This window comes from Polaromonas sp., from assembly GCF_018780625.1.
In the GTDB taxonomy this organism is placed as follows: Bacteria; Pseudomonadota; Gammaproteobacteria; order Burkholderiales; family Burkholderiaceae_C; genus Polaromonas.
Genome location: NZ_JADMJK010000214.1, coordinates 1 through 22683, shown reverse-complemented (window position 1 = coordinate 22683; position 22683 = coordinate 1). Strand labels below are relative to the sequence as shown.

The 22683-nt window shown below is 60.8% G+C and carries 30 protein-coding genes, 1 tRNA gene and 1 pseudogene; 21 read left to right on the top strand and 11 right to left on the bottom strand.

Features of this window, described 5'->3' with window-relative positions; translation table 11 throughout:
- A partial coding sequence (locus IV091_RS15740) for a CoA transferase (RefSeq protein WP_293470198.1) occupies positions 1 to 757 on the bottom strand: 757 nt, incomplete at its 3' end.
- Positions 758 to 794: 37 nt separating this feature from the next.
- Positions 795 to 1730: a LysR family transcriptional regulator gene (locus IV091_RS15735; protein ID WP_293470197.1), complete on the bottom strand. Its 936-nt coding sequence runs from the start codon at positions 1728 to 1730 to the stop codon at positions 795 to 797.
- Between the two features lie 145 nt (positions 1731 to 1875).
- On the opposite strand from IV091_RS15735, the gene IV091_RS15730 reads away from it, so the two are divergent.
- The 3 genes from IV091_RS15730 to ubiA all read left to right on the top strand — a co-directional run bounded on the left by IV091_RS15730 (position 1876) and on the right by ubiA (position 4386).
- Positions 1876 to 2859, top strand: coding sequence for a hydrogen peroxide-inducible genes activator (locus tag IV091_RS15730; RefSeq protein ID WP_293470196.1), 984 nt, complete (start codon positions 1876 to 1878; stop codon positions 2857 to 2859).
- Positions 2860 to 2945: 86 nt separating this feature from the next.
- Positions 2946 to 3446 carry a Dps family protein gene (locus IV091_RS15725; RefSeq protein ID WP_293470195.1) on the top strand — a complete coding sequence of 167 codons (501 nt, stop codon included), beginning with the start codon at positions 2946 to 2948 and terminating at the stop codon, positions 3444 to 3446.
- A gap of 82 nt (positions 3447 to 3528) precedes the next feature.
- Positions 3529 to 4386, top strand: coding sequence for a 4-hydroxybenzoate octaprenyltransferase (gene ubiA, locus IV091_RS15720; protein ID WP_293470199.1), 858 nt, complete (start codon positions 3529 to 3531; stop codon positions 4384 to 4386).
- Between the two features lie 23 nt (positions 4387 to 4409).
- Here ubiA and proC read toward each other — a convergent pair whose 3' ends face one another.
- Together proC and glpK are read right to left on the bottom strand one after the other, a co-directional pair.
- The gene (gene proC, locus IV091_RS15715) at positions 4410 to 5249 is read right to left on the bottom strand and encodes a pyrroline-5-carboxylate reductase (protein ID WP_293470194.1); all 840 of its coding nucleotides are present in this window, start codon (positions 5247 to 5249) and stop codon (positions 4410 to 4412) included.
- A 72-nt stretch (positions 5250 to 5321) separates the two neighbouring features.
- Complete coding sequence (gene glpK / locus IV091_RS15710; RefSeq protein WP_293470193.1) at positions 5322 to 6815, bottom strand: glycerol kinase GlpK; 1494 nt, start codon at positions 6813 to 6815, stop codon at positions 5322 to 5324.
- 360 nt (positions 6816 to 7175) lie between these two features.
- On the opposite strand from glpK, the gene rplN reads away from it, so the two are divergent.
- From rplN to IV091_RS15620, 18 genes are all read left to right on the top strand, one after another.
- On the top strand, positions 7176 to 7544 hold the full coding sequence (rplN, locus tag IV091_RS15705) for a 50S ribosomal protein L14 (protein WP_007869247.1): 369 nt from the start codon (positions 7176 to 7178) through the stop codon (positions 7542 to 7544).
- Between the two features lie 12 nt (positions 7545 to 7556).
- Complete coding sequence (gene rplX / locus IV091_RS15700; RefSeq protein WP_293470192.1) at positions 7557 to 7877, top strand: 50S ribosomal protein L24; 321 nt, start codon at positions 7557 to 7559, stop codon at positions 7875 to 7877.
- Between the two features lie 2 nt (positions 7878 to 7879).
- Entirely contained in the window at positions 7880 to 8419 is a 540-nt protein-coding gene (gene rplE, locus IV091_RS15695; protein ID WP_293470191.1) for a 50S ribosomal protein L5, read from the top strand.
- 9 nt (positions 8420 to 8428) lie between these two features.
- The gene (gene rpsN / locus IV091_RS15690; protein WP_011799762.1) at positions 8429 to 8734 is read left to right on the top strand and encodes a 30S ribosomal protein S14; all 306 of its coding nucleotides are present in this window, start codon (positions 8429 to 8431) and stop codon (positions 8732 to 8734) included.
- 18 nt (positions 8735 to 8752) lie between these two features.
- Positions 8753 to 9148, top strand: coding sequence for a 30S ribosomal protein S8 (gene rpsH / locus IV091_RS15685; RefSeq protein ID WP_293470190.1), 396 nt, complete (start codon positions 8753 to 8755; stop codon positions 9146 to 9148).
- A 24-nt stretch (positions 9149 to 9172) separates the two neighbouring features.
- Entirely contained in the window at positions 9173 to 9706 is a 534-nt protein-coding gene (gene rplF / locus IV091_RS15680; protein WP_293470189.1) for a 50S ribosomal protein L6, read from the top strand.
- Between the two features lie 11 nt (positions 9707 to 9717).
- A complete protein-coding gene (rplR, locus tag IV091_RS15675; protein ID WP_293470188.1) occupies positions 9718 to 10083 on the top strand; it encodes a 50S ribosomal protein L18 in 366 nt (121 codons plus the stop codon).
- Between the two features lie 17 nt (positions 10084 to 10100).
- Complete coding sequence (gene rpsE, locus IV091_RS15670) at positions 10101 to 10619, top strand: 30S ribosomal protein S5 (protein WP_293470187.1); 519 nt, start codon at positions 10101 to 10103, stop codon at positions 10617 to 10619.
- Between the two features lie 13 nt (positions 10620 to 10632).
- Entirely contained in the window at positions 10633 to 10815 is a 183-nt protein-coding gene (gene rpmD / locus IV091_RS15665) for a 50S ribosomal protein L30 (protein ID WP_293470186.1), read from the top strand.
- A gap of 13 nt (positions 10816 to 10828) precedes the next feature.
- Positions 10829 to 11260 carry a 50S ribosomal protein L15 gene (gene rplO / locus IV091_RS15660; protein WP_293470185.1) on the top strand — a complete coding sequence of 144 codons (432 nt, stop codon included), beginning with the start codon at positions 10829 to 10831 and terminating at the stop codon, positions 11258 to 11260.
- A 19-nt stretch (positions 11261 to 11279) separates the two neighbouring features.
- On the top strand, positions 11280 to 12587 hold the full coding sequence (gene secY, locus IV091_RS15655) for a preprotein translocase subunit SecY (RefSeq protein WP_293470184.1): 1308 nt from the start codon (positions 11280 to 11282) through the stop codon (positions 12585 to 12587).
- A 94-nt stretch (positions 12588 to 12681) separates the two neighbouring features.
- Complete coding sequence (gene rpmJ / locus IV091_RS15650; RefSeq protein WP_011481465.1) at positions 12682 to 12795, top strand: 50S ribosomal protein L36; 114 nt, start codon at positions 12682 to 12684, stop codon at positions 12793 to 12795.
- 25 nt (positions 12796 to 12820) lie between these two features.
- Positions 12821 to 13186, top strand: coding sequence for a 30S ribosomal protein S13 (gene rpsM / locus IV091_RS15645; RefSeq protein ID WP_092003868.1), 366 nt, complete (start codon positions 12821 to 12823; stop codon positions 13184 to 13186).
- Positions 13187 to 13199: 13 nt separating this feature from the next.
- On the top strand, positions 13200 to 13604 hold the full coding sequence (rpsK, locus tag IV091_RS15640) for a 30S ribosomal protein S11 (protein WP_011799771.1): 405 nt from the start codon (positions 13200 to 13202) through the stop codon (positions 13602 to 13604).
- Between the two features lie 130 nt (positions 13605 to 13734).
- The gene (gene rpsD, locus IV091_RS15635) at positions 13735 to 14358 is read left to right on the top strand and encodes a 30S ribosomal protein S4 (RefSeq protein ID WP_293470183.1); all 624 of its coding nucleotides are present in this window, start codon (positions 13735 to 13737) and stop codon (positions 14356 to 14358) included.
- A gap of 93 nt (positions 14359 to 14451) precedes the next feature.
- The gene (gene rpoA, locus IV091_RS15630) at positions 14452 to 15441 is read left to right on the top strand and encodes a DNA-directed RNA polymerase subunit alpha (RefSeq protein WP_293470182.1); all 990 of its coding nucleotides are present in this window, start codon (positions 14452 to 14454) and stop codon (positions 15439 to 15441) included.
- Between the two features lie 84 nt (positions 15442 to 15525).
- Positions 15526 to 15927, top strand: coding sequence for a 50S ribosomal protein L17 (gene rplQ, locus IV091_RS15625; protein WP_293470181.1), 402 nt, complete (start codon positions 15526 to 15528; stop codon positions 15925 to 15927).
- Between the two features lie 18 nt (positions 15928 to 15945).
- Positions 15946 to 16022 (top strand) — tRNA-Met (locus IV091_RS15620).
- Positions 16023 to 16275: 253 nt separating this feature from the next.
- On the opposite strand, the gene IV091_RS15615 is transcribed toward IV091_RS15620, so the two are convergent.
- The 7 genes and pseudogenes from IV091_RS15615 to IV091_RS15585 form a co-directional block, all read right to left on the bottom strand.
- Positions 16276 to 16671, bottom strand: a complete 396-nt coding sequence (locus tag IV091_RS15615; protein WP_293470180.1) for a RidA family protein — start codon at positions 16669 to 16671, stop codon at positions 16276 to 16278.
- Positions 16668 to 17108, bottom strand: coding sequence for a thioesterase family protein (locus tag IV091_RS15610; protein ID WP_293470179.1), 441 nt, complete (start codon positions 17106 to 17108; stop codon positions 16668 to 16670). Before IV091_RS15610 ends, IV091_RS15615 begins: the two co-directional genes overlap by 4 nt.
- Positions 17105 to 18745 (bottom strand): AMP-binding protein, encoded by a 1641-nt coding sequence (locus IV091_RS15605; protein ID WP_293470178.1) that lies wholly within the window; start codon positions 18743 to 18745, stop codon positions 17105 to 17107. Before IV091_RS15605 ends, IV091_RS15610 begins: the two co-directional genes overlap by 4 nt.
- On the bottom strand, positions 18742 to 19923 hold the full coding sequence (locus IV091_RS15600; protein ID WP_293470177.1) for an acyl-CoA dehydrogenase family protein: 1182 nt from the start codon (positions 19921 to 19923) through the stop codon (positions 18742 to 18744). The genes IV091_RS15605 and IV091_RS15600 overlap by 4 nt, the downstream gene beginning before the upstream one ends.
- A gap of 31 nt (positions 19924 to 19954) precedes the next feature.
- Positions 19955 to 20809, bottom strand: a complete 855-nt coding sequence (locus IV091_RS15595; protein ID WP_293470176.1) for an enoyl-CoA hydratase family protein — start codon at positions 20807 to 20809, stop codon at positions 19955 to 19957.
- Positions 20806 to 21303: a MarR family transcriptional regulator gene (locus tag IV091_RS15590; RefSeq protein WP_293470175.1), complete on the bottom strand. Its 498-nt coding sequence runs from the start codon at positions 21301 to 21303 to the stop codon at positions 20806 to 20808. Before IV091_RS15590 ends, IV091_RS15595 begins: the two co-directional genes overlap by 4 nt.
- A gap of 71 nt (positions 21304 to 21374) precedes the next feature.
- Positions 21375 to 22475, bottom strand: a pseudogene (locus IV091_RS15585) (bifunctional salicylyl-CoA 5-hydroxylase/oxidoreductase); the annotation flags it as partial.
- Positions 22476 to 22683 lie beyond the last annotated feature (208 nt).

The following is a 22683-nucleotide window of genomic DNA, read 5'->3' as shown; positions in this document are numbered from 1 at the left end:
GGTAGGCATTGCTGGGAGCAATGCCGGGCAGCGCGCTGCCGGCCGGGCCGCGCACGGCGCCGAAGGCGCTGTATTCGGGCAGCAGGCTTTCCATGCAGTTAAACACCGCTTCATACAGCGCGACATCAATCACCTGGCCCTGGCCCGACACATGGCGGTGCTGCAGCGCCAGCAGGATGCCGATCACGCCGTGCAGCGCGGCCAGCGTGTCGCCAATGCTCACGCCGACGCGCACCGGCACGGCGCCGGGCTCGCCGGTCAGGTGGCGCAGGCCGCTCATGGCTTCTGCCACCACCCCAAAGCCGGGCCGGTCGCGGTAGGGGCCGGTCTGGCCATAGCCGCTGATGCGCAGCATGACGAGGCGTGGATTGCGCTTGAGCAATTCGTCAGGGCCCAGGCCCCAGCCTTCCATGGCGCCGGGCCTGAAGTTTTCGATCAGCACGTCCGACTCTTGTGCGAGTTGCCGCACGATGGCCTGCGCCTCGGGCTGCCTGAGGTCCAGTGCCAGCGAGCGCTTGTTGCGCGACTGCACCTGCCACCAGACGGAGGTGCCGTCCTTGAGCAGGCGCCATTTGCGCAAGGGGTCGCCGCTGCCCGGGGGCTCGATCTTGATGACCTCGGCGCCGAAGTCTGCCAGTGTCTTGGCGGCGAACGGGCCGGCGATCAATTGGCCCAGTTCCAGCACCTTGAGCCCGGCCAGCGGACCTGGCTGGGCGTGGGGCGCAGGGCTTGTCAATGTTTCAGGGGGTGTTGTCATGGCTGCGGAGTGTGCCGCAGGGGCCGGCGGGCGTCCATTACTGCTTGGTGCGTCCAGCCTTCGCGTTTTGCGAAGGCTGGACCAGGAAGTCCACCAGCGCGTTGATGCCGGCGTCCCGCTCGCCCGCCGTGGTGGCCACCAGCAGGCGGCGCCGGGCCCAGTCGTCAAGCAGGGGACGCGACTTCAGTTTCATGGCCCGCAGGGTGGGCTGCGCAGCGGCTTTGGGGAGCACCGCGATGCCCAGGCCCGAGGCCACCAGATGGCATACCGCATCAAAGCTGCGCACCTGCATGCGCAGCCGAAACGGCTTGTTCGCCGCCAGCGCCGCCTGCTGCTGCTGTTGCAGCATGGCGGCGCCCGTCGTCAGGCTGATCCAGTCTTCGTCCAGCGTGTCCATGAATGCGAGCGGTGTTTGCGACGCCGCCAGCCGGTGCCCGGCCGGCAGCACCAGCACCAGTTCGTCGTGCTTGAACAGCCGGGTGCTCAAGCCCGCCGTGTCCGGGCCTTCCACGAAGACGCCCAGGTCGGCGCGGCCTTCACGCAGCGACGCGACCACGGTTTGCGAGGTCTGCTCCTCCAGGTCTACCCGCAGTTGGGGCTCCAGCAGCGCGTAGCGCGCCATGAGCGGCGGCAAAAACTGGATGATCGCGGCGGTGCTGGCCGCCAGCCGGATGTGGCGCGCAATGCCCTGGCGCAAATCGGCCAGTTCGCCGCCCAGGCTGTCCATGGTCTGCAGCAGGGTCAGGCCGTGTTTCACGAACACGCGGCCCGCCGCCGTGGGGGTCAGTCCCCGGGCGTGGCGATCGAACAGCGCCTCTCCCAGCGCGGCTTCAAGCTCGCGAATGCGCCGGCTGCTTGCCGCCAGCGCCAGGTGGCCCTCGCGCGCGGCGGCGGTCAGGCTGCCGGTTTGGGCGCAGGCCACGGCAAGCCGGATCGAGACCAGGTCAAATCGGGCGAGATTGATGGCGCGCATGGCGGGCTGCTTTCGGAGTAATGGGGCTTTGCGGAGACGGGCAGGGCCTTGCCTGATGCCCCTCATAGGCTGTCGATTGTGCTTCGGCTGGTGTCCAGTGGCTTGCGCTGGCATTTTTCGGGCCTTGGGTGCCACAATCCACCCCATGACCCTGACCGAACTCAAATACATCGTGGCCGTGGCCCGCGAAAAGCACTTTGGCCGGGGTGCCGAGGCCTGCCATGTCTCGCAGCCCACGCTGAGCGTGGCCATCAAGAAGCTGGAAGAAGAGTTGCAGGTCAAGCTGTTCGAGCGCAACGCCAATGAAATCACCGTGACGCCGCTGGGCGAGGACATCGTGCGCCAGGCGCAAAGCGTGCTGGAGCAGGCGGACAACATCCGGGAAATCGCCAGGCGCGGCAAAGACCCGCTGGCGGGGGCCTTGCGGCTGGGCGTGATCTACACGATTGCGCCCTACCTGCTGCCCGACCTGGTGCGGCAAGTCATTGAACGCACACCGCAGATGCCGCTGATGCTGCAGGAGAACTTCACCGTCAAGCTGCTTGAAGAGCTGCGCACCGGGGAAATCGACTGCGCCATTCTGGCCGAGCCGTTTCCCGACACCAACCTGGCGATTGCGCCGCTGTATGACGAGCCCTTCATGGCGGCCGTGCCCAGCACGCATTCGCTGGCCGCGCGCAGCAGCATTTCGGCCGACGAGCTCAAGAAGGAAACCATGCTGCTGCTGGGCACCGGCCACTGCTTTCGCGACCATGTGCTGGAAGTCTGCCCCGAGTTCGCACGGTTTTCCAGCAGCTCCGACGGCATCCGCAAGACCTTCGAGGGTTCGTCGCTGGAGACCATCAAGCACATGGTGGCAGCCGGCATGGGCGTCACGCTGGTGCCGCGCCTGAGCGTGCCCAGGGATGCGCTGGCCGAGCCGCTCGCCGGCAAGAAATTGGCCAGGGCCAAAAGCGCGGTGGCCGACGATCAGCCTTCCTACATCACCTACCTGCCCTTTGAAGGCCATGTGCCTACGCGGCGCGTGGTGCTGGCCTGGCGCCGCAGCTTCACGCGTTACGAGGCGATTGCCGCGCTGCGCAACGCGATTTACGCCTGCGAGTTGCCGGGCGTTACGCGGCTGTCGTGAGGCGGGCCTATGGCGTCCATAGGCGGCGGTTGCTGGTGCCAGTCAGAACGCGTAAAGTCGTTGTTTAAATTTCGAAAGGGAACATCATGGCCAAGTTGCATGGCAAAAACGCCCCGTCCATCAGTATCGGCATCAGTGACAAAGATCGCACGGCGATTTCCAAGGGCCTGAGCCACCTGCTGGCCGACACTTACACCTTGTACCTGACGACCCACAACTTCCACTGGAATGTGACCGGGCCGATGTTCAACACGCTGCACTTCATGTTCATGGGGCAGTACACCGAGCTGTGGAACGCGGTCGACCCGGTGGCCGAGCGCATCCGTTCGCTGGGCCACCCGGCGCCGGGCTCTTACGCGCAGTTCAGTTCGCTGGCGTCGCTGCCTGATGTACCCGCCACGCCGCCCAAGGCGCTGGACATGGTGCGCATTCTTGTAGAAGGCCACGAAGCCGTGGCGCGCACTGCGCGCGAGTTGTTTCCGCTGGCCGAAAAGGCCGGTGACCAGCCCACCGCTGATCTGCTGACGCAGCGCCTGACGGTGCATGAGAAAACCGCGTGGATGCTGCGTTCGCTGCTGGAAGAGTAAGCGCAAAGTGAAAGCCGACGTGCGCCGCGCCGGGCCGCCCCAAGCAAGCACAGCCCCCTCGGGGGGCAGCGCATTACACGAAGTGAAAAGCGTGGGGGCACTATATTTAGAGCTGATCCGCTGGAACCGTCCGGCGGGTTGGCTGCTGCTGCTGTGGCCCACCCTGTCGGCGCTATGGGTGGCCGCGCATGGCTTTCCAGGCTGGCACCTGGTCGCGGTGTTCACGCTGGGCACGTTCCTGATGCGCAGCGCGGGCTGCTGCGTCAACGACGTGGCCGACCGCGAATTCGACCGCCACGTCAAGCGCACGGCCGGGCGCCCGGTGACCACCGGCGCGGTGTCCGTCAAAGAGGCGCTGGGCTTGGGCGCGCTGCTGGCGCTGCTGGCGTTTGGCCTGGTGCTGACCACCAATACAGTCACCATCGCCTTGTCATTCGCTGCGCTGGCCGTGACGCTGATCTATCCCTATGCCAAACGCTATGTGTCCATGCCGCAGGCGGTGCTGGGCGTGGCTTTCAGCTTTGGCATTCCGATGGCGTTTGCGGCCGTGCAGTCGCGCGTGCCGCTGCTGGCCTGGGTGCTGCTGCTGGGCAATTTGTTCTGGGTGATTGCCTACGACACCGAGTACGCCATGGTGGACCGGGACGATGACCTGAAAATCGGCATGAAAACCTCGGCCATCACGCTCGGGCGGTTCGATGTGGCGGGGGTCATGCTCAGTTACCTGATTTTCATATCAATTTGGGCTGTAGCCCTTATGAATATAGCGCAATCAGCTATCTATTTTATAGCAATTGGCGTGGCAGTGCTGCAGGCGCTGTGGCACGGCTGGCTGATCAGGAAGCGCCAGCGCGACGACTGTTTCAGGGCGTTTCGCCTGAACCACTGGCTGGGCTTCACGGTGTTTGCCGGTATTGCCCTGTCTTACGCGGTGCGCTGACCCGGGCGATGTGGTTCAGCGGCTCAGGCTGCGCCGAACTCGTCGCCCATCTCGGTGGCGCGCTGCTCGGCGGCACGCATCGCCTGAATGAACTTTTCCTTGAGGCCGGCCTGCTCCATGGACGCGAGCGCCGCGTAGGTCGTGCCGCCTTTGGAGGTGACCCGGGCGCGCAGCACTTCGGGCGGCTCTGCCGCGTCCCTGGCCAGCGCCGATGCGCCGACAAAAGTGCCTATGGCCAGTTGGCGCGCCTGTTCGGGGCTCAGGCCCATGCCGGTGCCGGCCTCGATCATGGCCTCTATGAAGTAAAAGACATAGGCGGGGCCTGAGCCCGACAGCGCGGTGACGGCATCGAGCTGGTCTTCCTGCGTCAGCCACAGGGAGTCGCCGGTGGTCTTGATCACGCGCTCGACCGCCTGCCGCTCGGCTTCGCTGACGGCCGGGCGGGCGAACAGGGCGGTCATGCCCTGGCCGATCAGCGCCGGGGTGTTGGGCATGGCGCGCACGACGCGCTCGGTGCCCAGCCAGGCCGCAATGCTGTCCGAGCGGATGCCGGCGGCCACGCTCAGGTGCAGTGCGGCCTGGGTGTGCGGTCGGGTTTGCGCGGCCGCTTCCCGGAAGGTTTGGGGCTTGACGGCCCAGACCACCAGGCTGGCGCGGCTGAGCGCGGCGCCGGGGGTTTCGCTGACGTCGACCTGAAACTGCCGGGCCAGTTTGGCCCGCTGCTCGGCAAACGGCTCGACGACCTGGATCTGGCTGGCCGGCAGGCCGCGCTTGAGCAGCCCGCCGATGATGGCGCTGGCCATGTTGCCGCCGCCGATGAAGGCGATCGACTCGTTGCTGCTGTCGGATATATGGGGCTGCATGCGCGTGGACTCGCTAAAAAAGGGTGGTTTTGAAAACACTTGCCAAGCCCATGATTGTCGTCCAGGGCAGGTCTATTGCAGCACGGTCTGCCGCACCGCATGCGCCCATTGCGCCATCAGGTCGGCCGCGCGCTTGGTGCTCAGCGTGGGCCAGAAGGTACGCTCGGCCCGCCACAAGGCGGCCAGTTCGTCGGTGTTGCGGTACACGCCGCTGGACAGGCCGGCCAGCCAGGCGGCGCCCAGGGCGGTGGTCTCAGTCACCGCCGGGCGCACCACCGGAATGCCAAGCAGGTCGGCCTGGAACTGCATCAGCAAGTCGTTGACAGAGGCGCCGCCGTCCACGCGCAACTCTGACACCGGCGCAGCCCCGGCGCTGACGGCGTCGCGGCCCATGGCCTGCAGCAGCGCCGCGCTCTGGTAGGCAATGCTTTCAAGTGCGGCGCGTGCAATATGCGCGGCTGTCGTGCCGCGCGTCAGGCCGGTGATGGTGCCGCGGGCATCCGGCTTCCAGTAGGGCGCGCCCAGGCCGGTGAACGCGGGCACCATCATCACGCCGCCAGCGTCGGGCACGCTTTGCGCGAGCGCCTCGACTTCGGCGCTGCTCTTGATGGCGTTCAGACCGTCGCGCAGCCACTGCACCACCGCGCCGCCTACAAACACGCTGCCTTCCAAGGCAAATTCTGCACTGGCAGCGGTTTGGGCCGCGCTGGTGGTCAGCAGGCCGTTGCGCGAGGTCTGGAACCGGGTGCCGGTGTGCATCAGCAGGAAGCAGCCGGTGCCATAGGTGTTCTTGGCCATGCCGGCCTTGAAGCAGGCCTGCCCAAACGAGGCGCTTTGCTGGTCGCCGGCCACGCCGCCAATCGGGATGGTGTGGCCCAGTAAATCGGGCCGCACCTCGCCGTAGTGCGCGCTGGACGGCTTCACCTCGGGCATCATGGACGGGGGGATGTCCAGCAGCGCCAGCAGTTCGGCATCCCATTGGTTGGTGTGTATGTTGAACAGCATGGTGCGCGAGGCGTTGGTGACGTCGGTGGCATGCAGCGCGCCGGCGGTGAGCTGCCATATCAGCCAGCTGTCGATGGTGCCAAAGGCCAGTTCGCCGCGCGCGGCCTGGGCGCGGGCGCCCGGCACATGGTCGAGCAGCCATTTGAGCTTGGTGCCAGAAAAATAGGCATCGATCAGCAGCCCGGTTCTGGACTGGACCAGCGCCTCTGTGCCCTGCGCCCGCAGTTCTACGCAGGTGGTCTCGGCGCGCCGGTCCTGCCAGACGATGGCATTGTGGATGGGCTGGCCTGTCTTGCGGTGCCAGACCACGGTGGTTTCGCGCTGGTTGGCGATGCCCAGCGCCCGGATGTCGCGCGCCTTCAGGCCCGCCTTGTCCAGTACCTGTCGGGCCGTGGCCAATTGGGCGCGCCATATCTCCAGAGGGTCGTGCTCCACCCAGCCGGGCTGGGGGTAGATTTGGGGCAACTCCTGCTGGGCTATGGCCAGGATGCCACCTGACGCGTCAAACACTACGCTCCGGGTGCTGGAGGTGCCCTGGTCAAGGGCAAGTAAATACGTCATGGGCTTCCGTTTCTGTGTTGCGGTGGCCTGCTGTCGGCGAACACCCGGGTCATGTGCGGCAATCCTGCCTGCCTGGAGGCGACTTGCATGGCGCTGCTTTTTAGCGTTGACGGGTGCGCAAGGGGATTTTTAAGGCGGATGTTGAATTTTTTCATGGACAGGTCACTATTTTCACAAAAGATTGTTGACGGAGGATATGTATTTGGTGATAATCGAGGGCTTCGCTATAAAAGGCGAAGACTTCTGCCCAGCGGAAGCATTGCAAGTGGTTTGCAGTGTGGACGACGGGCCCAAGACTGATTGGTTGGTGGTTTGCCGCAAGGCGGGCTGCTCTCTGGTGCAAGTTGGGACTAAATTTAAATGATTCAAACGCAATCCAAACTCGATGTTGCTGACAACACGGGTGCTAAATCCGTGATGTGCATCAAGGTGCTGGGCGGATCCAAGCGCCGGTACGCCAGCGTTGGTGATGTCATCAAGGTGAGCATCAAAGAAGCCGCTCCACGTGGCCGCGTCAAAAAAGGCGAGGTTTACAGTGCTGTGGTCGTTCGCACCGCCAAAGGCATACGCCGTGGCGATGGCTCGCTCGTCAAATTCGACGGCAATGCAGCAGTGCTGCTCAATGCCAAGCTGGAGCCCATCGGCACCCGCATCTTCGGACCAGTGACGCGCGAGTTGCGCACTGAAAAGTTCATGAAGATCGTGTCTTTGGCTCCTGAAGTTCTGTAAGGACAAAAGGCAATGAACAAGATTCGCAAAGGCGACGAGATCATCGTGATCACGGGTCGCGACAAAGGCAAGCGCGGCACAATTTCGCAGCGCGTGGACGACAGCTATGTGCTGGTGGATGGGATCAACCTGGTGAAAAAACACACCAAGCCTAATCCGCTCAAAGGCACCACAGGTGGCATTGTTCAAAAGAGCATGCCGATTCACCAGTCCAACGTAGCTATTTTCAATGCTGCTTCGGGCAAGGCGGATCGTGTTGGTATCAAGTTGTTGGCTGACGGCAAAAAAGTGCGCGTCTTCAAGTCCAGCGGCGACGAAATTAAGGCTGCGTAAACATGGCACGCTTACAAGATCAATACCGCGAAAAAATCGCGCCAGGCCTGATTGAAAAATTTGGCTACACGACACCCATGCAGGTGCCGCGCATCACCAAGATCACACTCAACATGGGTGTGAGCGAGGCCGTTGCGGATAAAAAAGTGATGGACAGTGCAGTTGGTGACATGACCAAAATTGCTGGCCAGAAGCCTGTTGTGACCAAGGCCCGCAAGGCAATCGCCGGATTCAAGATCCGTGAAGATCTGCCGATCGGCTGCATGGTGACTTTGCGCGGCGTGAAGATGTACGAATTCCTGGATCGTTTCGTGACCGTGGCTTTGCCCCGCGTTCGTGACTTCCGCGGTATTTCCGGTCGGGCCTTTGATGGCCGCGGCAACTACAACATCGGCGTGAAAGAGCAGATTATTTTCCCTGAAATTGAGTACGACAAGGTTGACGCCTTGCGCGGTCTCAATATCAGCATTACCACAACGGCCAAGACCGATGAAGAGTGCAAAGCACTGCTCACCGCCTTCCGTTTTCCGTTCAAGAACTGAAGGCGCAAGATGGCAAAACAAGCCCTACTGCAACGTGAACTGAAGCGCGACAAACTCGTCGCCAAGTTTGCTAAAAAGCACGCTGAATTCAAGGCAATCGCCAACGATTTCAAACGCACCGACGACGAGCGCGCCCTGGCCCGCCTGGAGTTGCAAAAGTTGCCCCGCAACGCGAATCCGACGCGCCAGCGTAACCGCTGCGCAATCACGGGTCGCCCACGCGGCACGTTCCGTCAATTTGGTTTGGCTCGCGCCAAAATTCGCGAATTGGCTTTTGCTGGTGATATCCCTGGTATCACCAAGGCAAGCTGGTAAGCAATAGGAGAACCCCCAATGAGTATGAGTGATCCTATCGCCGACATGTTGACACGCATCCGCAATGCACAAATGGTTGAAAAAGCCGTTGTGCTGGTGCCCTCGTCAAAAGTCAAAGTCGCCATTGCACAGGTTTTGAAGGATGAGGGCTACATTGATGGCTTCTCCGTCAAGGCTAACGATGGCAAGCCCCAACTGGAAATCGCCCTGAAGTATTACGCAGGCAGCCCCGTGATTGAGCGCATTGAGCGCGTCAGCCGCCCGGGCCTGCGCGTCTACAAAGGTCATGGCGCCATTCCCCAGGTCATGAATGGCCTTGGTGTGGCAATTGTCACGACGCCCCAGGGCGTCATGACGGATCGCAAGGCGCGCGCTACCGGTATCGGTGGTGAAGTGCTGTGCTACGTGGCCTAACGGCGGCATTGAGGAGAAACTGAAATGTCTCGTGTAGGAAAAATGCCAGTTGCCATCCCTGCGGGTGTCGACGTGGCGATCAAAGATAACCAGATCAACGTCAAGGGCGCGCTGGGCGCCCTGGCCTTGACGCAAAACGCGCTCGTCGCCATCAAGAATGATGCCGGCCAGTTGACCTTTGCACCTGCCAACGATTCGCGTCAAGCGAACGCCATGAGCGGCACGATGCGTCAGCTCGTGAACAACATGGTGACCGGCGTGACCAAAGGCTTTGAGAAAAAGCTCAGCCTGGTTGGCGTGGGTTACAAGGCCCAGGCGCAAGGCGCCAAGCTGAACCTCACGGTGGGCTATTCGCACCCTGTGGTCATGGACATGCCTGCGGGCATCACGGTCGCGACCCCAACGCCCACCGAAGTGGTCATCAAGGGTTCCGATCGCCAACGTGTAGGCCAGATTGCCGCTGAAGTGCGTGCAGTTCGTCCTCCTGAGCCTTACAAAGGCAAGGGCATCCGTTACTCGGATGAAAAAATCACGATCAAAGAAACCAAGAAGAAATAAGGAGCTGCATCATGTTGACCAAAAAAGAGCAGCGCCTTCGTCGTTCACGCCAGACCCGCATTCGCATTGCTACGCAAGGTGTTGCCCGTTTGACCGTAAACCGCACGAATCTTCACATTTACGCCAGTGTTATTTCTGGCGACGGCACCAAGGTCCTGGCCGCTGCATCCACTGCTGAAGTGGAAATGCGCAAGGAAATCGGCGCGTCGGGTAAAGGTGGAAACGTTGCTGCTGCGCAGGCCATTGGCAAGCGCATTGCTGAAAAAGCAAAAGCAGCAGGTGTAGAAAAAGTGGCGTTCGATCGCGCCGGTTTTGCGTACCATGGCCGCGTTAAAGCGCTGGCTGATGCGGCCCGCGAAGCTGGTTTGCAGTTCTAAGCAGACTGGAATTAAGTATGGCTAAGTTTCAAGCAAAATCGCAAAACGACGCTCCAGACGATGGTCTGAAGGAAAAGATGATCGCGATCAACCGCGTGACCAAAGTGGTGAAGGGCGGCCGTATCCTCGGTTTTGCCGCACTCACAGTGGTCGGTGACGGTGAAGGTCGCGTTGGCATGGGCAAGGGCAAGTCGAAAGAAGTGCCTGCAGCTGTGCAAAAAGCCATGGAAGAAGCGCGTCGCAACATGACCAAAGTGTCATTGAAGAACGGCACGCTTCACCACAATGTATTCGGTCACCACGGTGCAGCCAACGTCATGATGGCGCCAGCTCCCAAGGGTACCGGCATCATTGCTGGCGGACCAATGCGCGCAGTATTCGAAGTCATGGGCATTACCGACATCGTGGCAAAAAGCCATGGTTCGAGCAACCCTTACAACATGGTGCGCGCCACCATGGACGCACTGAAAAACTCTACCACTGCTTCCGACATTGCGGCCAAGCGTGGCAAATCAGTCGAAGACATCTTCGGCTAAGGCGGGCAATTAAATGACCATAGAAACCAAAGTAAAAGTCCAGCTGATTCGCAGCCCGATTGGCACCAAGGAATCACACCGCGCTACAGTGCGTGGTCTGGGCCTGCGGGGCATCAATAGTGTCAGCGAATTGCAGGATACCCCTGCAGTGCGCGGCATGATCAACAAGATCAGTTATCTGGTCAAGGTTATCTGAGCGGAGACTCACCATGGAATTGAACGGAATCAAGCCTAGCCAAGGCGCAAAACATGCCAAGCGACGTGTCGGTCGCGGCATCGGCTCTGGCCTGGGCAAAACGGCAGGACGTGGTCACAAGGGACAAAAGTCCCGTTCGGGTGGCTATCACAAGGTCGGCTTTGAAGGCGGTCAGATGCCTATGCATCGCCGTTTGCCAAAGCGCGGTTTCAAGTCGCATTTGCTCAAGTTCAACGCCGAGGTCACACTTGACGCGCTGGAGCGTCTGGGCTTGGCTGAAGTTGATCTGTTGACGCTGAAGCAGTCTGGCCTGGTGGGTCAGATGATCAAGAACGTCAAAGTGATCAAGTCGGGCGAGTTGTCCAAGGCGGTCAAGCTCAATGGCATTTCTGCCACTGCAGGCGCCAAGGTGATCATTGAAGCCGCCGGCGGCTCTGTTGCTTAATATTTGACGGGATCAATCAGTGGCAACCAACTCAGCTCAAATTGCAAAAACCGGCAAGTACGGTGACTTGCGCAGCAGGCTTGTGTTTTTGCTGCTGGCACTGGTCGTGTACCGTGTCGGTGCTCACATTCCAGTACCAGGCATAGATCCGGGGCAACTTAAAGAGCTGTTCAAGGGACAACAGGGCGGCATATTGAATTTATTCAATATGTTCTCTGGCGGGGCCTTGTCCAGATTCACAGTCTTTGCCTTGGGGATCATGCCGTATATTTCGGCTTCCATCATCATGCAGCTGCTCACGTATGTCGTTCCGACATTCGAGCAGATGAAAAAAGAGGGTGAAAGCGGACGTCGCAAGATCACCCAGTACACGCGTTACGGTACCTTGGCACTGGCTTTATTCCAGTCCGTGGGTATTGCGGTTGCGCTGGAAAGCTCACCTGGCCTGGTGCTTGATCCCGGCTTCGGCTTCCGGATGACAGCGGTATTCAGCCTTACGGCAGGTACGATGTTCTTGATGTGGCTGGGTGAACAGATCACTGAGCGGGGACTGGGGAACGGTATTTCGATACTGATTTTCGCGGGTATTGCAGCTGGCTTGCCAAGTGCGATGGGTGGATTGCTTGAGTTGGTCCGAACCGGCGCGATGAGTATTCTCATTGCGATCGTCATTGTGTTGGTGATCGCATTGGTCACTTACTTTGTGGTGTTCGTCGAACGTGGGCAACGCAAGATTCTGGTGAATTACGCTCGCCGGCAGGTTGGCAACAAGGTGTACGGCGGTCAGTCTTCGCATTTGCCGCTCAAGCTGAACATGGCGGGTGTAATTCCTCCCATCTTTGCGTCGTCAATCATCCTGTTACCGGCTACACTAGTGGGTTGGTTTAGCACGGGTGAAAGCATGCGCTGGTTGAGAGACATCGCCAGCACCCTGTCACCTGGTCAGCCGGTTTATGTGATGCTTTATGCAAGCGCGATCATCTTCTTTTGCTTCTTCTACACCGCGCTGGTCTTTAACAGCCGTGAAACTGCAGATAACTTGAAAAAGAGTGGTGCGTTTATTCCGGGCATACGTCCTGGGGATCAAACGGCACGCTACATAGACAAGATTCTGGTGCGACTGACCCTTGCCGGGGCGATCTACATCACTTTTGTCTGCCTGTTGCCTGAGTTTCTGATTTTGAAGTACAACGTGCCGTTTTATTTTGGCGGTACGTCGTTGATGATTATTGTTGTGGTAACCATGGATTTCATGGCCCAGGTGCAGAATTATCTGATGTCACAACAATATGAGTCGCTGCTGAAAAAGGCGAATTTCAAGACATAACGTCGTTGTGCTTGAAGTAGCCCACACGATTTATCACGTGCACGGATTTTGGTCCCTGCCAAGTAAGTACAACGTAAGAGTTTAGGAGAAACAAATGAGAGTTTCAGCTTCGGTCAAGAAAATTTGCCGCAACTGCAAAATCATCCGTCGCAAGGGCGTTGTCCGCGTGATCTGCACAGATCCACGTCACAAACAGCGCCAAGGCTGATTTTTAAGAGATTTAGAGGACGCACATGGCTCGTATTGCTGGTATCAACATTCCGCCGCAGAAGCACGCCGAAATCGGCTTGACTGCAATTTTTGGCATTGGTCGCACGCGCGCTCGCAAAATTTGCGAAGCATGCGAGATTGACTACGCCAAAAAAATCAAAGACCTGACCGACGGTGACCTGGAAAAAATCCGGGACCAGATCGCTCTGTTTACCATCGAAGGTGATTTGCGTCGTGAAACCACGATGAATATCAAGCGCCTGATGGATATTGGTTGCTACCGCGGTTTCCGTCATCGTCGTGGCTTGCCCATGCGTGGCCAACGCACTCGGACGAACGCTCGCACCCGCAAGGGTCCGCGTAAGGCTGCTGCGTCTTTGAAGAAATAATTGAGAGGTCGTCATGGCAAAATCACCCAATAACAGCGCTGCTCAGCGCGTCCGCAAGAAAGTTCGCAAGAACGTAGCCGATGGCATCGCCCACGTCCACGCTTCTTTCAACAACACCATCATCACGATTACCGATCGCCAGGGCAACGCCTTGTCATGGGCATCGTCAGGTGGCCAAGGTTTCAAGGGATCGCGTAAATCGACTCCATTTGCAGCTCAGGTAGCATCAGAAGTTGCTGGTCGCGCTGCGATCGAGCAAGGCATCAAGAACCTCGATGTTGAAATCAAGGGTCCTGGTCCTGGCCGTGAATCTTCTGTTCGTGCGCTGGGTGCGCTTGGCATTCGGATTAATTCGATTGCTGACGTGACGCCGGTTCCGCACAACGGCTGCCGCCCCCAGAAGCGCCGTCGTATTTAATTTCATTGTTAAACACGGCTAGCTTGTTTTTCGAGCTAGCCGTGTTTGGCGTTTAATCAAAGCCCACCGCCGTCAGGTTGCTACCTACGGCTCCTGCAGTAATTGCAGCAGATGACAAAAGGATATTCAAGTGGCACGTTACCTCGGCCCCAAGGCCAAACTTTCCCGCCGTGAAGGCACCGATCTTTTCCTGAAGAGCGCACGTCGTTCCATCAGCGACAAGGCCAAATTCGACTCCAAGCCAGGTCAGCATGGCCGTACTTCCGGCACCCGCACGTCCGATTACGGTCTGCAGCTGCGTGAAAAACAAAAAGTAAAACGCATGTACGGCGTGTTGGAAAAGCAGTTTCGCCGTTATTTCGAAGAAGCTGATCGCCGCAAAGGCAACACTGGCGCGAATTTGTTGTCCATCCTGGAAACACGTCTCGACAACGTTGTATACCGCATGGGTTTTGGCTCCACGCGCGCAGAAGCGCGTCAGCTGGTTTCCCACAAGGCCATGACGGTGAACGGACATTCCGTGAACATCCCGTCTTACATGGTCAAGGCCGGTGATGTGATCGCTGTGCGTGAAAAGTCGAAGAAGCAGACCCGTGTCGCCGAGGCACTTCAGTTGGCTATGCAAGTGGGCATGCCTGCATGGGTCGATGTGAATTCTGACAAAGGCGAAGGCGTCTTCAAGAAGGTGCCTGACCGTGATGAGTTCGCTGCTGACGTCAACGAGTCGTTGATTGTCGAGTTGTACTCACGCTAATTTTCGTTCCTGCGATACGGTGCGCCGTATCGCCAGGTGTGCTTCGCCAGCCTTATCGGTGTAACGAGCCGAGGGTATTGAGAGGAAGACTGCATGCAAACAAATTTGTTAAAACCAAAAACTATCAATGTTGAGCAACTTGGCGCCAACCGTGCCAAGGTGACCTTAGAGCCGTTCGAGCGTGGTTACGGCCACACGCTGGGCAACGCCCTGCGTCGCGTGCTTTTGTCGTCAATGGTCGGTCACGCAGCAACCGAAGTGACTATCGCAGGCGTTTTGCACGAGTACTCATCCATTGATGGCGTTCAGGAAGATGTTGTTAACATTTTGTTGAACCTCAAAGGGGTGGTTTTCAAGCTGCACAACCGTGATGAAGTGACCTTGAGTTTGCGCATGGACGGCGAAGGCCCTGTGACGGCGGCTGATATTCAGACGCCGCACGATGTCGAAATCGTCAACCCGGAACACGTGATCGTGAACTTGTCCCAGGGTGGCAAGATCGATATGCAGATCAAGGTTGAAAACGGCCGTGGCTATGTGCCGGGCACGATTCGCCGCTACGGTGACGAGTCGCCGAAGTCGATCGGCCGGATTGTGCTGGATGCGTCGTTTTCGCCTGTCAAGCGGGTGAGCTATATCGTTGAAAGCGCGCGTGTTGAACAGCGTACCGATCTCGACAAGCTGGTGCTGGACATTGAGACCAATGGTGCCGTCACAGCGGAAGACGCTGTGCGTGCATCGGCCAAGATTCTGGTGGAGCAGCTTGCAGTGTTCGCGCAGTTGGAAGGCAATGAATTGGCGGCATTTGATGCACCGGTTCAGCGCAGTTCACAGCAGTTCGACCCGATTTTGCTGCGTCCTGTTGACGAGCTCGAGTTGACGGTGCGTTCGGCAAACTGCCTGAAAGCAGAAAACATCTACTACATTGGCGATCTGATTCAGCGCACCGAGAATGAGTTGTTGAAGACCCCCAATTTGGGCCGGAAATCTCTCAATGAGATCAAGGAAGTTCTGGCCTCTCGCGGCCTGACACTGGGAATGCGCCTTGAAAGCTGGCCGCCTGCCGGCCTCGACAAGCGTTAATTAATTAAAAGTTTCATCTTCGGATGATGAAGTGCACGGGCAGTACCTGATACGGCTGTCTCGAAATTAAATAAAGGAAGCACTATGCGACACGGACACGGACTACGTAAATTAAACCGCACAAGCTCACACCGCCTTGCGATGCTGCGCAACATGATGAATTCATTGCTTCAGCATGAAGTCATCAAGACCACGCTGCCCAAAGCCAAGGAATTGCGCCGCGTTGTCGAGCCGATGATCACCCTGGCCAAAGAGCCTACGCTGGCTAACAAACGTCTGGCGTTTGACCGTCTGCGTGATCGTGACATGGTCGTCAAGCTCTTTGCTGAACTGGGTCCACGCTACAAGGCTCGTCCTGGTGGCTACACGCGTATCCTCAAGATGGGTTTCCGTGTTGGCGACAATGCACCGATGGCATTGGTCGAACTGGTTGACCGCCCTGATGTGGCCGAAGAGCAAGTAGTTGACGCAGCCAAGGCAAAGTAAGCTATAATTATCAAATACCGCGCGGTGGAGCAGCCTGGTAGCTCGTTGGGCTCATAACCCAAAGGTCGTAAGTTCAAATCTTGCCCGCGCAACCAATATGCAAGCTGAAAAGCTTGTTAAAAAAGCCTACTTTAAGTAGGCTTTTTTTTGGTCGCCCGCAGTAGCAGCACATAGTTTGCTTCCCACAGTTCTACTGCCTCCCGCGTAAGGCCATGACTTTATTGCCTTGAAAATAAAAGCGACCCTGACGGACTGGATTTTGGTGCCTCAACGCTTTGCTACGCAGGGTTCACAGAAAACTGGAAAGTGATACTGCACAGGTGTGGAGGTCCGAAAGGCAAGGCTGCGCTAGTCGGGCAGTACTGCAGTGACTTCTATTTCGACCCGCGCACGCGCTTCCACCAGCCCGGCCACCTGCACGCAGGTCATGGCCGGGAAATTCTTGCCCATCACCTCCCGGTAGACGCCGCCCACTTCCTTGAGCCTGGCGGCATATTCCAGGCGGTCGACCACGTACCAGGTCATGCGGACCATGTTCTCGGGACCGGCGCCGCCGGCCCGCAGCACCGCTGCAATGTTTTGCAGCGTCTGCCGGGTCTGCGCCACGAAATCATCGCTTTCGAACTGCTGTGCTGCGTTCCAGCCGATCTGCCCGCCTACAAAAAGCAGCGTGCCGCGTGCGAGGATGCCGTTGGCGTAGCCTTTGGGTTCAGCCCAGTCGGGCGGTTGAATTCTGGTGATCATGTTTTGCCGGGTGTTGTTTGCAGATAGGGGTGCAAGGCGCTGCGCAGGGCATCGGGAATGCGCACCGCCCGGCCCGGCGACAGCGCCAGATAAACCACTACACCGTGCGCGTTCAGGCGAAGTGACGTTGCCTGTCCGGGCGCGGACGGTGCGCCGTGAATCTGGTAGCGCATGCCGATGCTGGTGCTGCCAATGCGGGTCAACGCCAGCGTCATTGTGAGGTTTTCCCCGTGACGGCACATGCCGAGGAATTCGGTTTTCAGGTCGATGATGGGCAGGCCGTGGCCGCCTGCAATCAGTGCATGCTCCGGAAACCCGATGTGGGCCAGAAAGTCTTCCTGCACTTCGTGCAGCAGGTAAAAGTACTGCGGATAGAAAACAATGCCGGCCGGGTCGCAGTGGTGAAAGCGCACCTGTTTTTGAGTCGTGAACATCATGGCTGGCGCAGCTTGAAGCGTTGTAGTTTTCCGGTTTCGGTGCGCGGCAGTTTGGCGAGGAACTCGATCTGGCGCGGATACTTGAAAGGCGCGAGTGCGGCCTTGACATGGTCTTGCAGCGCCTTGACCATGGCGGCATCGCCGACATGGCCGGGTTTGAGCACCACGAAGGCCTTGACCAGCATGCCGCGTGCCTCGTCGGGCAGTCCGACCACGGCGCACTCTGCCACCGCCGGGTGGTTGAGCAAGGCGTCTTCCACTTCAGGCCCGGCCACGTTGTAGCCCGAGGTGATGATCAGGTCGTCGGCGCGCGCCTGGTAGAAAAAATAGCCATCGGCATCCTGCACGAACGCGTCGCCCGGATAGTTCCATCCGCCCTGGACGTAGCGGGCCTGGCGCGGGTCGTCCAGGTAGCGGCAGCCGGTTGGGCCGATCACCGCCAGCCGGCCCAGCGTTCCGCGCGGCACTTCCACCCCTTGGTCATCGACCACCCTGGCGCTGTAGCCCGGCACCACCCGGCCCACGGCGCCGCGTCTAACCTGGTCGCCGGCCGAGGAGATGAAGATGTGAAACATTTCCGTGGCGCCTATGCCGTCCGTCATCTCAATCCCGCTGGCGTCTTTCCAGAGTTGGCGCGTGGCATCGGGCAGGCCCTCGCCAGCGCTCACGCACAGTCGTAATCCGGGGACGCCATGGCGTTTTGCAAACGGCGCCATCTGGCGGTAAAACGTCGGGGCCGTGTAGCAGATCGTGGCACCGACCTGCTTGATCAGCTGGACCATGGCCTCGGGCGTGTAGCTGATGGACGGGTAGTACACCGACGCGCCGGCCCACATCGGAAACACCAGCAGGCCGCCCAGGCCAAAGGTGAAAGCCAGCGGCGGCGAACCGATCACGATGTCGTCGGGGCTGGCCTTGAGCACATGGCGCGGCCAGGCCTCGCAGGCGGCCAGCACGTCGCGGTGCGTGTGCACGGCGGCTTTTGGGTGGCCGGTGGTGCCCGATGTGAAGGCCATCAACGCGATGTCGTCCGCCGATGTGGGGCAGGGCGCGCACTGGCCACTCTTTTGTGCAGCCATTGCGGCCAGCGCCCCGGGCGAGTCTGCGGCATTCAGTGCAATGATGGTCTGCAGCGCGCCGCTCTGCGCCTGCGCCCGTGCCTTTTGCAGCTCTTCACGCAGTCCGGCATCGCACAGTGCCAGCGCCGGTTGCGCCTTGTCAAGGATCTCGCCCAGCTCCTTGGCGCGCAGCAGCGGCATGCTCGCCACCGCGATCAGGCCGGCCTGCACCACGCCCAGCCAGGCCAGCGCCATCTCGATGCTGTTGCCGCCGCGCAGCAACACCCGGTTGCCCGGCACCAGCTTGAAGTCTTGCGTCAGCACCTGCGCGATCTGGTTCACGCGCCGCTGTGCGTCGGCGTAAGTTAGCGTGCAGGCGTCCGAGCGCAGCATGGGCCGGTCGGCATGGCCTTGCTGGAGCGCCTTTTTAAACAGGGTTTCAACCAGATTGGCCTGGCCGGGAATCACCAGTTCGGGCAGCGGGTAGGCCAGCCGGGGCGACTGCTCCGGCGGTGGCAGGCGCTCATGCACAAAGCGGTCGATTTGCGCGGACGGCGCCGCTGGTGTGCGGGGCGTCATGATTGCAGTACCGCCTTGCCAATGATGAGTTGCTGGATTTCGGTGGCGCCTTCGTAAATGCGCAGCGCGCGGATGTCGCGATACAGGCTTTCCACCTTGGTGCCGACCTTGACACCCAGGCCGCCGTGCAGTTGCAGCGCCATGTCGATCACGCGCTGCGCATTTTCGGTGGCCGTCATTTTGGCCATGGCCGCTTCGGCGGTCACCCGCACATTGCGGCCCAGCCGTTCGCCTTCGTCGCGCAGCCAGGCGGCCCGGTAGGTCAGCAGGGCCGCGGCATCCACCAGCGCGGCCATTTCGCCGATTTTCGCCTGTGTCAGCTGAAAGTCGGCCAGCGTCTGGCCGAACATCTTGCGCGTCCTGGCATGCTGCACCGCTTCGGCCAGCGCGCGGCGCGCCATGCCCAGCGCAGCACCCGCCACCGAGGCGCGAAAAATGTCCAGCGTCTGCATCGCCAGTTTGAAGCCGCCGTTCAATGTGCCTAGCTGTGCGCGGCCATCCAGCCGGCAATCGGTGAACGCGAGCGTGGCCAGCGGGTGCGGCGACATCACGGCGATGTGCGCGCTGCTGTCCAGCCCGCCGTTGTCGGCGTCCACGATGAAGGCGGTGATGCCGCGTGTGCCGGCGGTGCGATCGGTTTTGGCAAAGGTGACGTAAAAGTCCGCCAGGCCGCCATTGCTGATCCAGGTCTTGCTGCCGTTGATCGTCCATCCGCCGGCACCTGCCATGGCGTGGGTCGTCATGGCGCCTGCGTCGGATCCGGCGTCAGCTTCGCTCAGCGCAAACGCGGCGATTTTGGCGCCGCTGGCCACCTGCGGCAAATAGGCTGCCTGCTGCGCGGGTGTGCCGGCCAGCGTGATGGCGCCGCTGCCCAGTCCTTGCATTGCAAACGCAAAATCGGCCAGCGGCGAATGAAACGCCAGCGTTTCGCGCAGAACCACCAGCGCCCGGGAGTCCAGCCTGTCGAGTGCGCCGCCCCAGGCGCCGTCGGGGCCCGCCGGCACGCAGTAGCGCAGCCAGCCGTGCGCGCCCAGCCGCCGCACCCATTCCTTGCAGGCCTGGCGGTCGTCGGTTTCATCGACTTGCTGCAGCACGGTCCAGTCGGCCAGCCGCTGCGCGAGCGTGCGGTGAACCTCGTCAAAAAAGGGCAGTTCCAGGTGGGCGGTGGTGGGTTTCATGCGTCAGCTTTTCCTTGGGGTGGGCGTCAGGTCAGTCGCCCTTGAACACGGGTTTTTGCCTGGCCGCAAACGCGTCGTAGGCGCGCTTGAAGTCTTGCGTCTGCATGCAGATCGCCTGGGCCTGGGCTTCGGCTTCTATCGCCTGGTCCAGTGTCATGGCCCATTCCTGGTGCAGCATGGTCTTGGTCATGCCGTGCGCAAAGGTGGGGCCGCTGGCCAGTGTGTGCGCCAGCTGGTGCGCGGCGCCCGGCAGCGCGTCGGGGTCATGCAGTGCATTGAAAAATCCCCACTGCAGGCCTTCCTGGGCCGTCATGCTGCGGCCCGTGAACAGCAGTTCCGACGCGCGGCCCTGGCCAATCAGGCGCGGCAGCAGCGCGCAGGCGCCCATGTCGGCCCCCGCCAGGCCGACCCGTGTGAACAGAAAGGCGGTTTTGGCCTGCGCCGTGCCCAGCCGCAGGTCGGCGGCCAGCGCCATCATGGCGCCGGCACCGGCGCAAATGCCGTCAATCGCCGCCACGATGGGCTGCGGGCAAAGCCGCATGGCCTTGATCAGGTCGCCGGTCATGCGGGTGAATTCCAGCAGCTCGGGCATGGTCATGCGGGTCAGCGGGCCAATGATTTCATGCACGTCGCCGCCCGAGCAGAAGTTGCCGCCCGCGCCCGTGAGCACGACCGCCTTGACATCGGTGGCGCTGCCCAGCGCGCGAAACAGGTTGCGCAACTCGGCATAAGACGCAAAGCTCAGCGGATTTTTCCGCTCGGGTCGGTTCAGCGTCAGCGTCGCCACGCCGTCCGCAAACGCGTAGGCGAAATGCTGCGCCTCGTAGTGGGCCAGGGCGTCAAACTGCGGGCGCATGGGGTTGCCGTCGGGAATGTAGTGCTTCATGCAGGGTCCTCAAGGGTGTCGTCGTTCAGGGGGCTGTCGGGGTTGTGGTGCTGTTTGATCTTGCCCAGCAGTTGGTGCAGGCTTGTGACTTCGCTGGGCAAAAGAGGCGCAAAGGCGGCCACGATCCAGGCCTCATGCTGGCGCGCCATCTCGCCAAACAGCGTGCGCCCGTGCGGCGTCAGGCGCACGCGGTAGGCGCGGCGGTCGCCGGCCACGTCCACGCGTTCCACCAGTCCTTCGGTCACCAGCTGGTCGGTGATGCCGGTGACGTTGCCGCCCGTCACCATCATGCGGCGCGACAGCTCGTTCATCTTCAGGCCTTCGGGGTGGCGTTCCAGCTGGGCCATCAGGTCAAAGCGGGGCAGGGTGGTGTCAAACTGCGCGCGCAACTGGCTGCGCACCTGCTTTTCCACCAGCTGGGTGCAGGTCAGCAGCCGAAGCCAGAGCCGCAGGGCTTCGGGATGTTCGCTGTGGCCTCGTGCTTCCATGTCCATTTCTTTTGCCTTGCCGTTCTAAATAATTACGCTATTTTTTTAATAGCTACTAGTCAACGTAATCATTGGGCTTAAGCCTCTTTTTGCTTGAGAATTTCGCGGTAAAGCTGATCCCGGCCCCTCAGGTAGGGTGGGGGCCAGTGGACCTGCCGGCTTTGCAGCCTGGCCGCTTCATGCAGCGTCCAGGCCGGGTCGGCCAGGTGTGGCCGGCCCAGCGCGCACAGGTCAGCCCGGCCGGCCGCAATGATGCTGTTGACCTGGTCGGCTTGCGAAATCGCGCCAACCGCGATCGTCTGGATGCCGACCTCGTTGCGGATGCGGTCGGCAAACGGCGTCTGGTACATGCGCCCGTACACCGGCCTGGCGGCGCGCGTGGTCTGGCCCGACGAGACGTCGATGAAGTCGCAGCCGGCCGCCTTGAACAGCCGTGCCATGGCCACCGCATCGTCGGCCGTGTTGCCGCCGGGCGCCCAGTCGTGGGCCGAAATGCGCACGCTCATCGGCAGGTGCTCCGGCCACGCCGCCCGCATCGCGCTGAATACTTCGAGTGGGTAGCGGCAGCGGTTTTCCAGGCTGCCGCCATACGCGTCGCTGCGCTGGTTGGTCAGCGGCGTGATGAAGCTCGACAGCAGATAGCCGTGCGCGCAGTGCAACTCCAGCCAGTCAAAACCGGCGTCCACGGCGTAGCGGGTGGATTGGGCGAATTGGGCCTTGAGGCGGTCCATGTCGGCGCGCGTCATGGCCTGCGGCACCTGGTTGTTCGGGCCATAGGCCACGGTGCTGGCGGCCAGCAATGGCCAGTTGCCTTCGGGCAGCGGCTCGTCAGGTGTTTCCCAGCCAACCTGGGTCGAGCCTTTGGGGCCGCTGTGGCCCAGTTGCAACCCCATTTTGGCGCCCGCGCCCGATGCGTGCGCAAAATCGACAATCCGCTTGAACGCCTGCATCTGCGCCTCGTTCCACAGGCCGGTGCAGCCCGGCGTGATGCGGCCCTCGGGGCAAGGCGCGGTCATTTCCACAAACACCAGCGCGGCGCCGCCCAGCGCCCGGGCGCCCAGGTGCACCAGATGGAAATCCTGCGGTACACCGTCAATGGCGCTGTACATCGCCATCGGCGAAACCACGACGCGGTTTTTAAGTTCAAGCTCGCGCACCCTCAAGGACAGCAGCATCGGTGGCGGCACTGACCTGGACCTTACGCTCGCCACACTTCCCCGTTCGTCCTCAGCCTGTCGAAGGCCGCCTTCCGACGGAGCCTCGTCTTTCAAGCCGGGGCCGCGGGACCGGCTTTGCCGGACCGCAGGCGCAGCGGCCCCCCCGGGGCTGAAGGCTGCGGCTCCAAGCCCGCCTGCGCGGGCTTGGACAGCCTGCAGATGCGCCGCC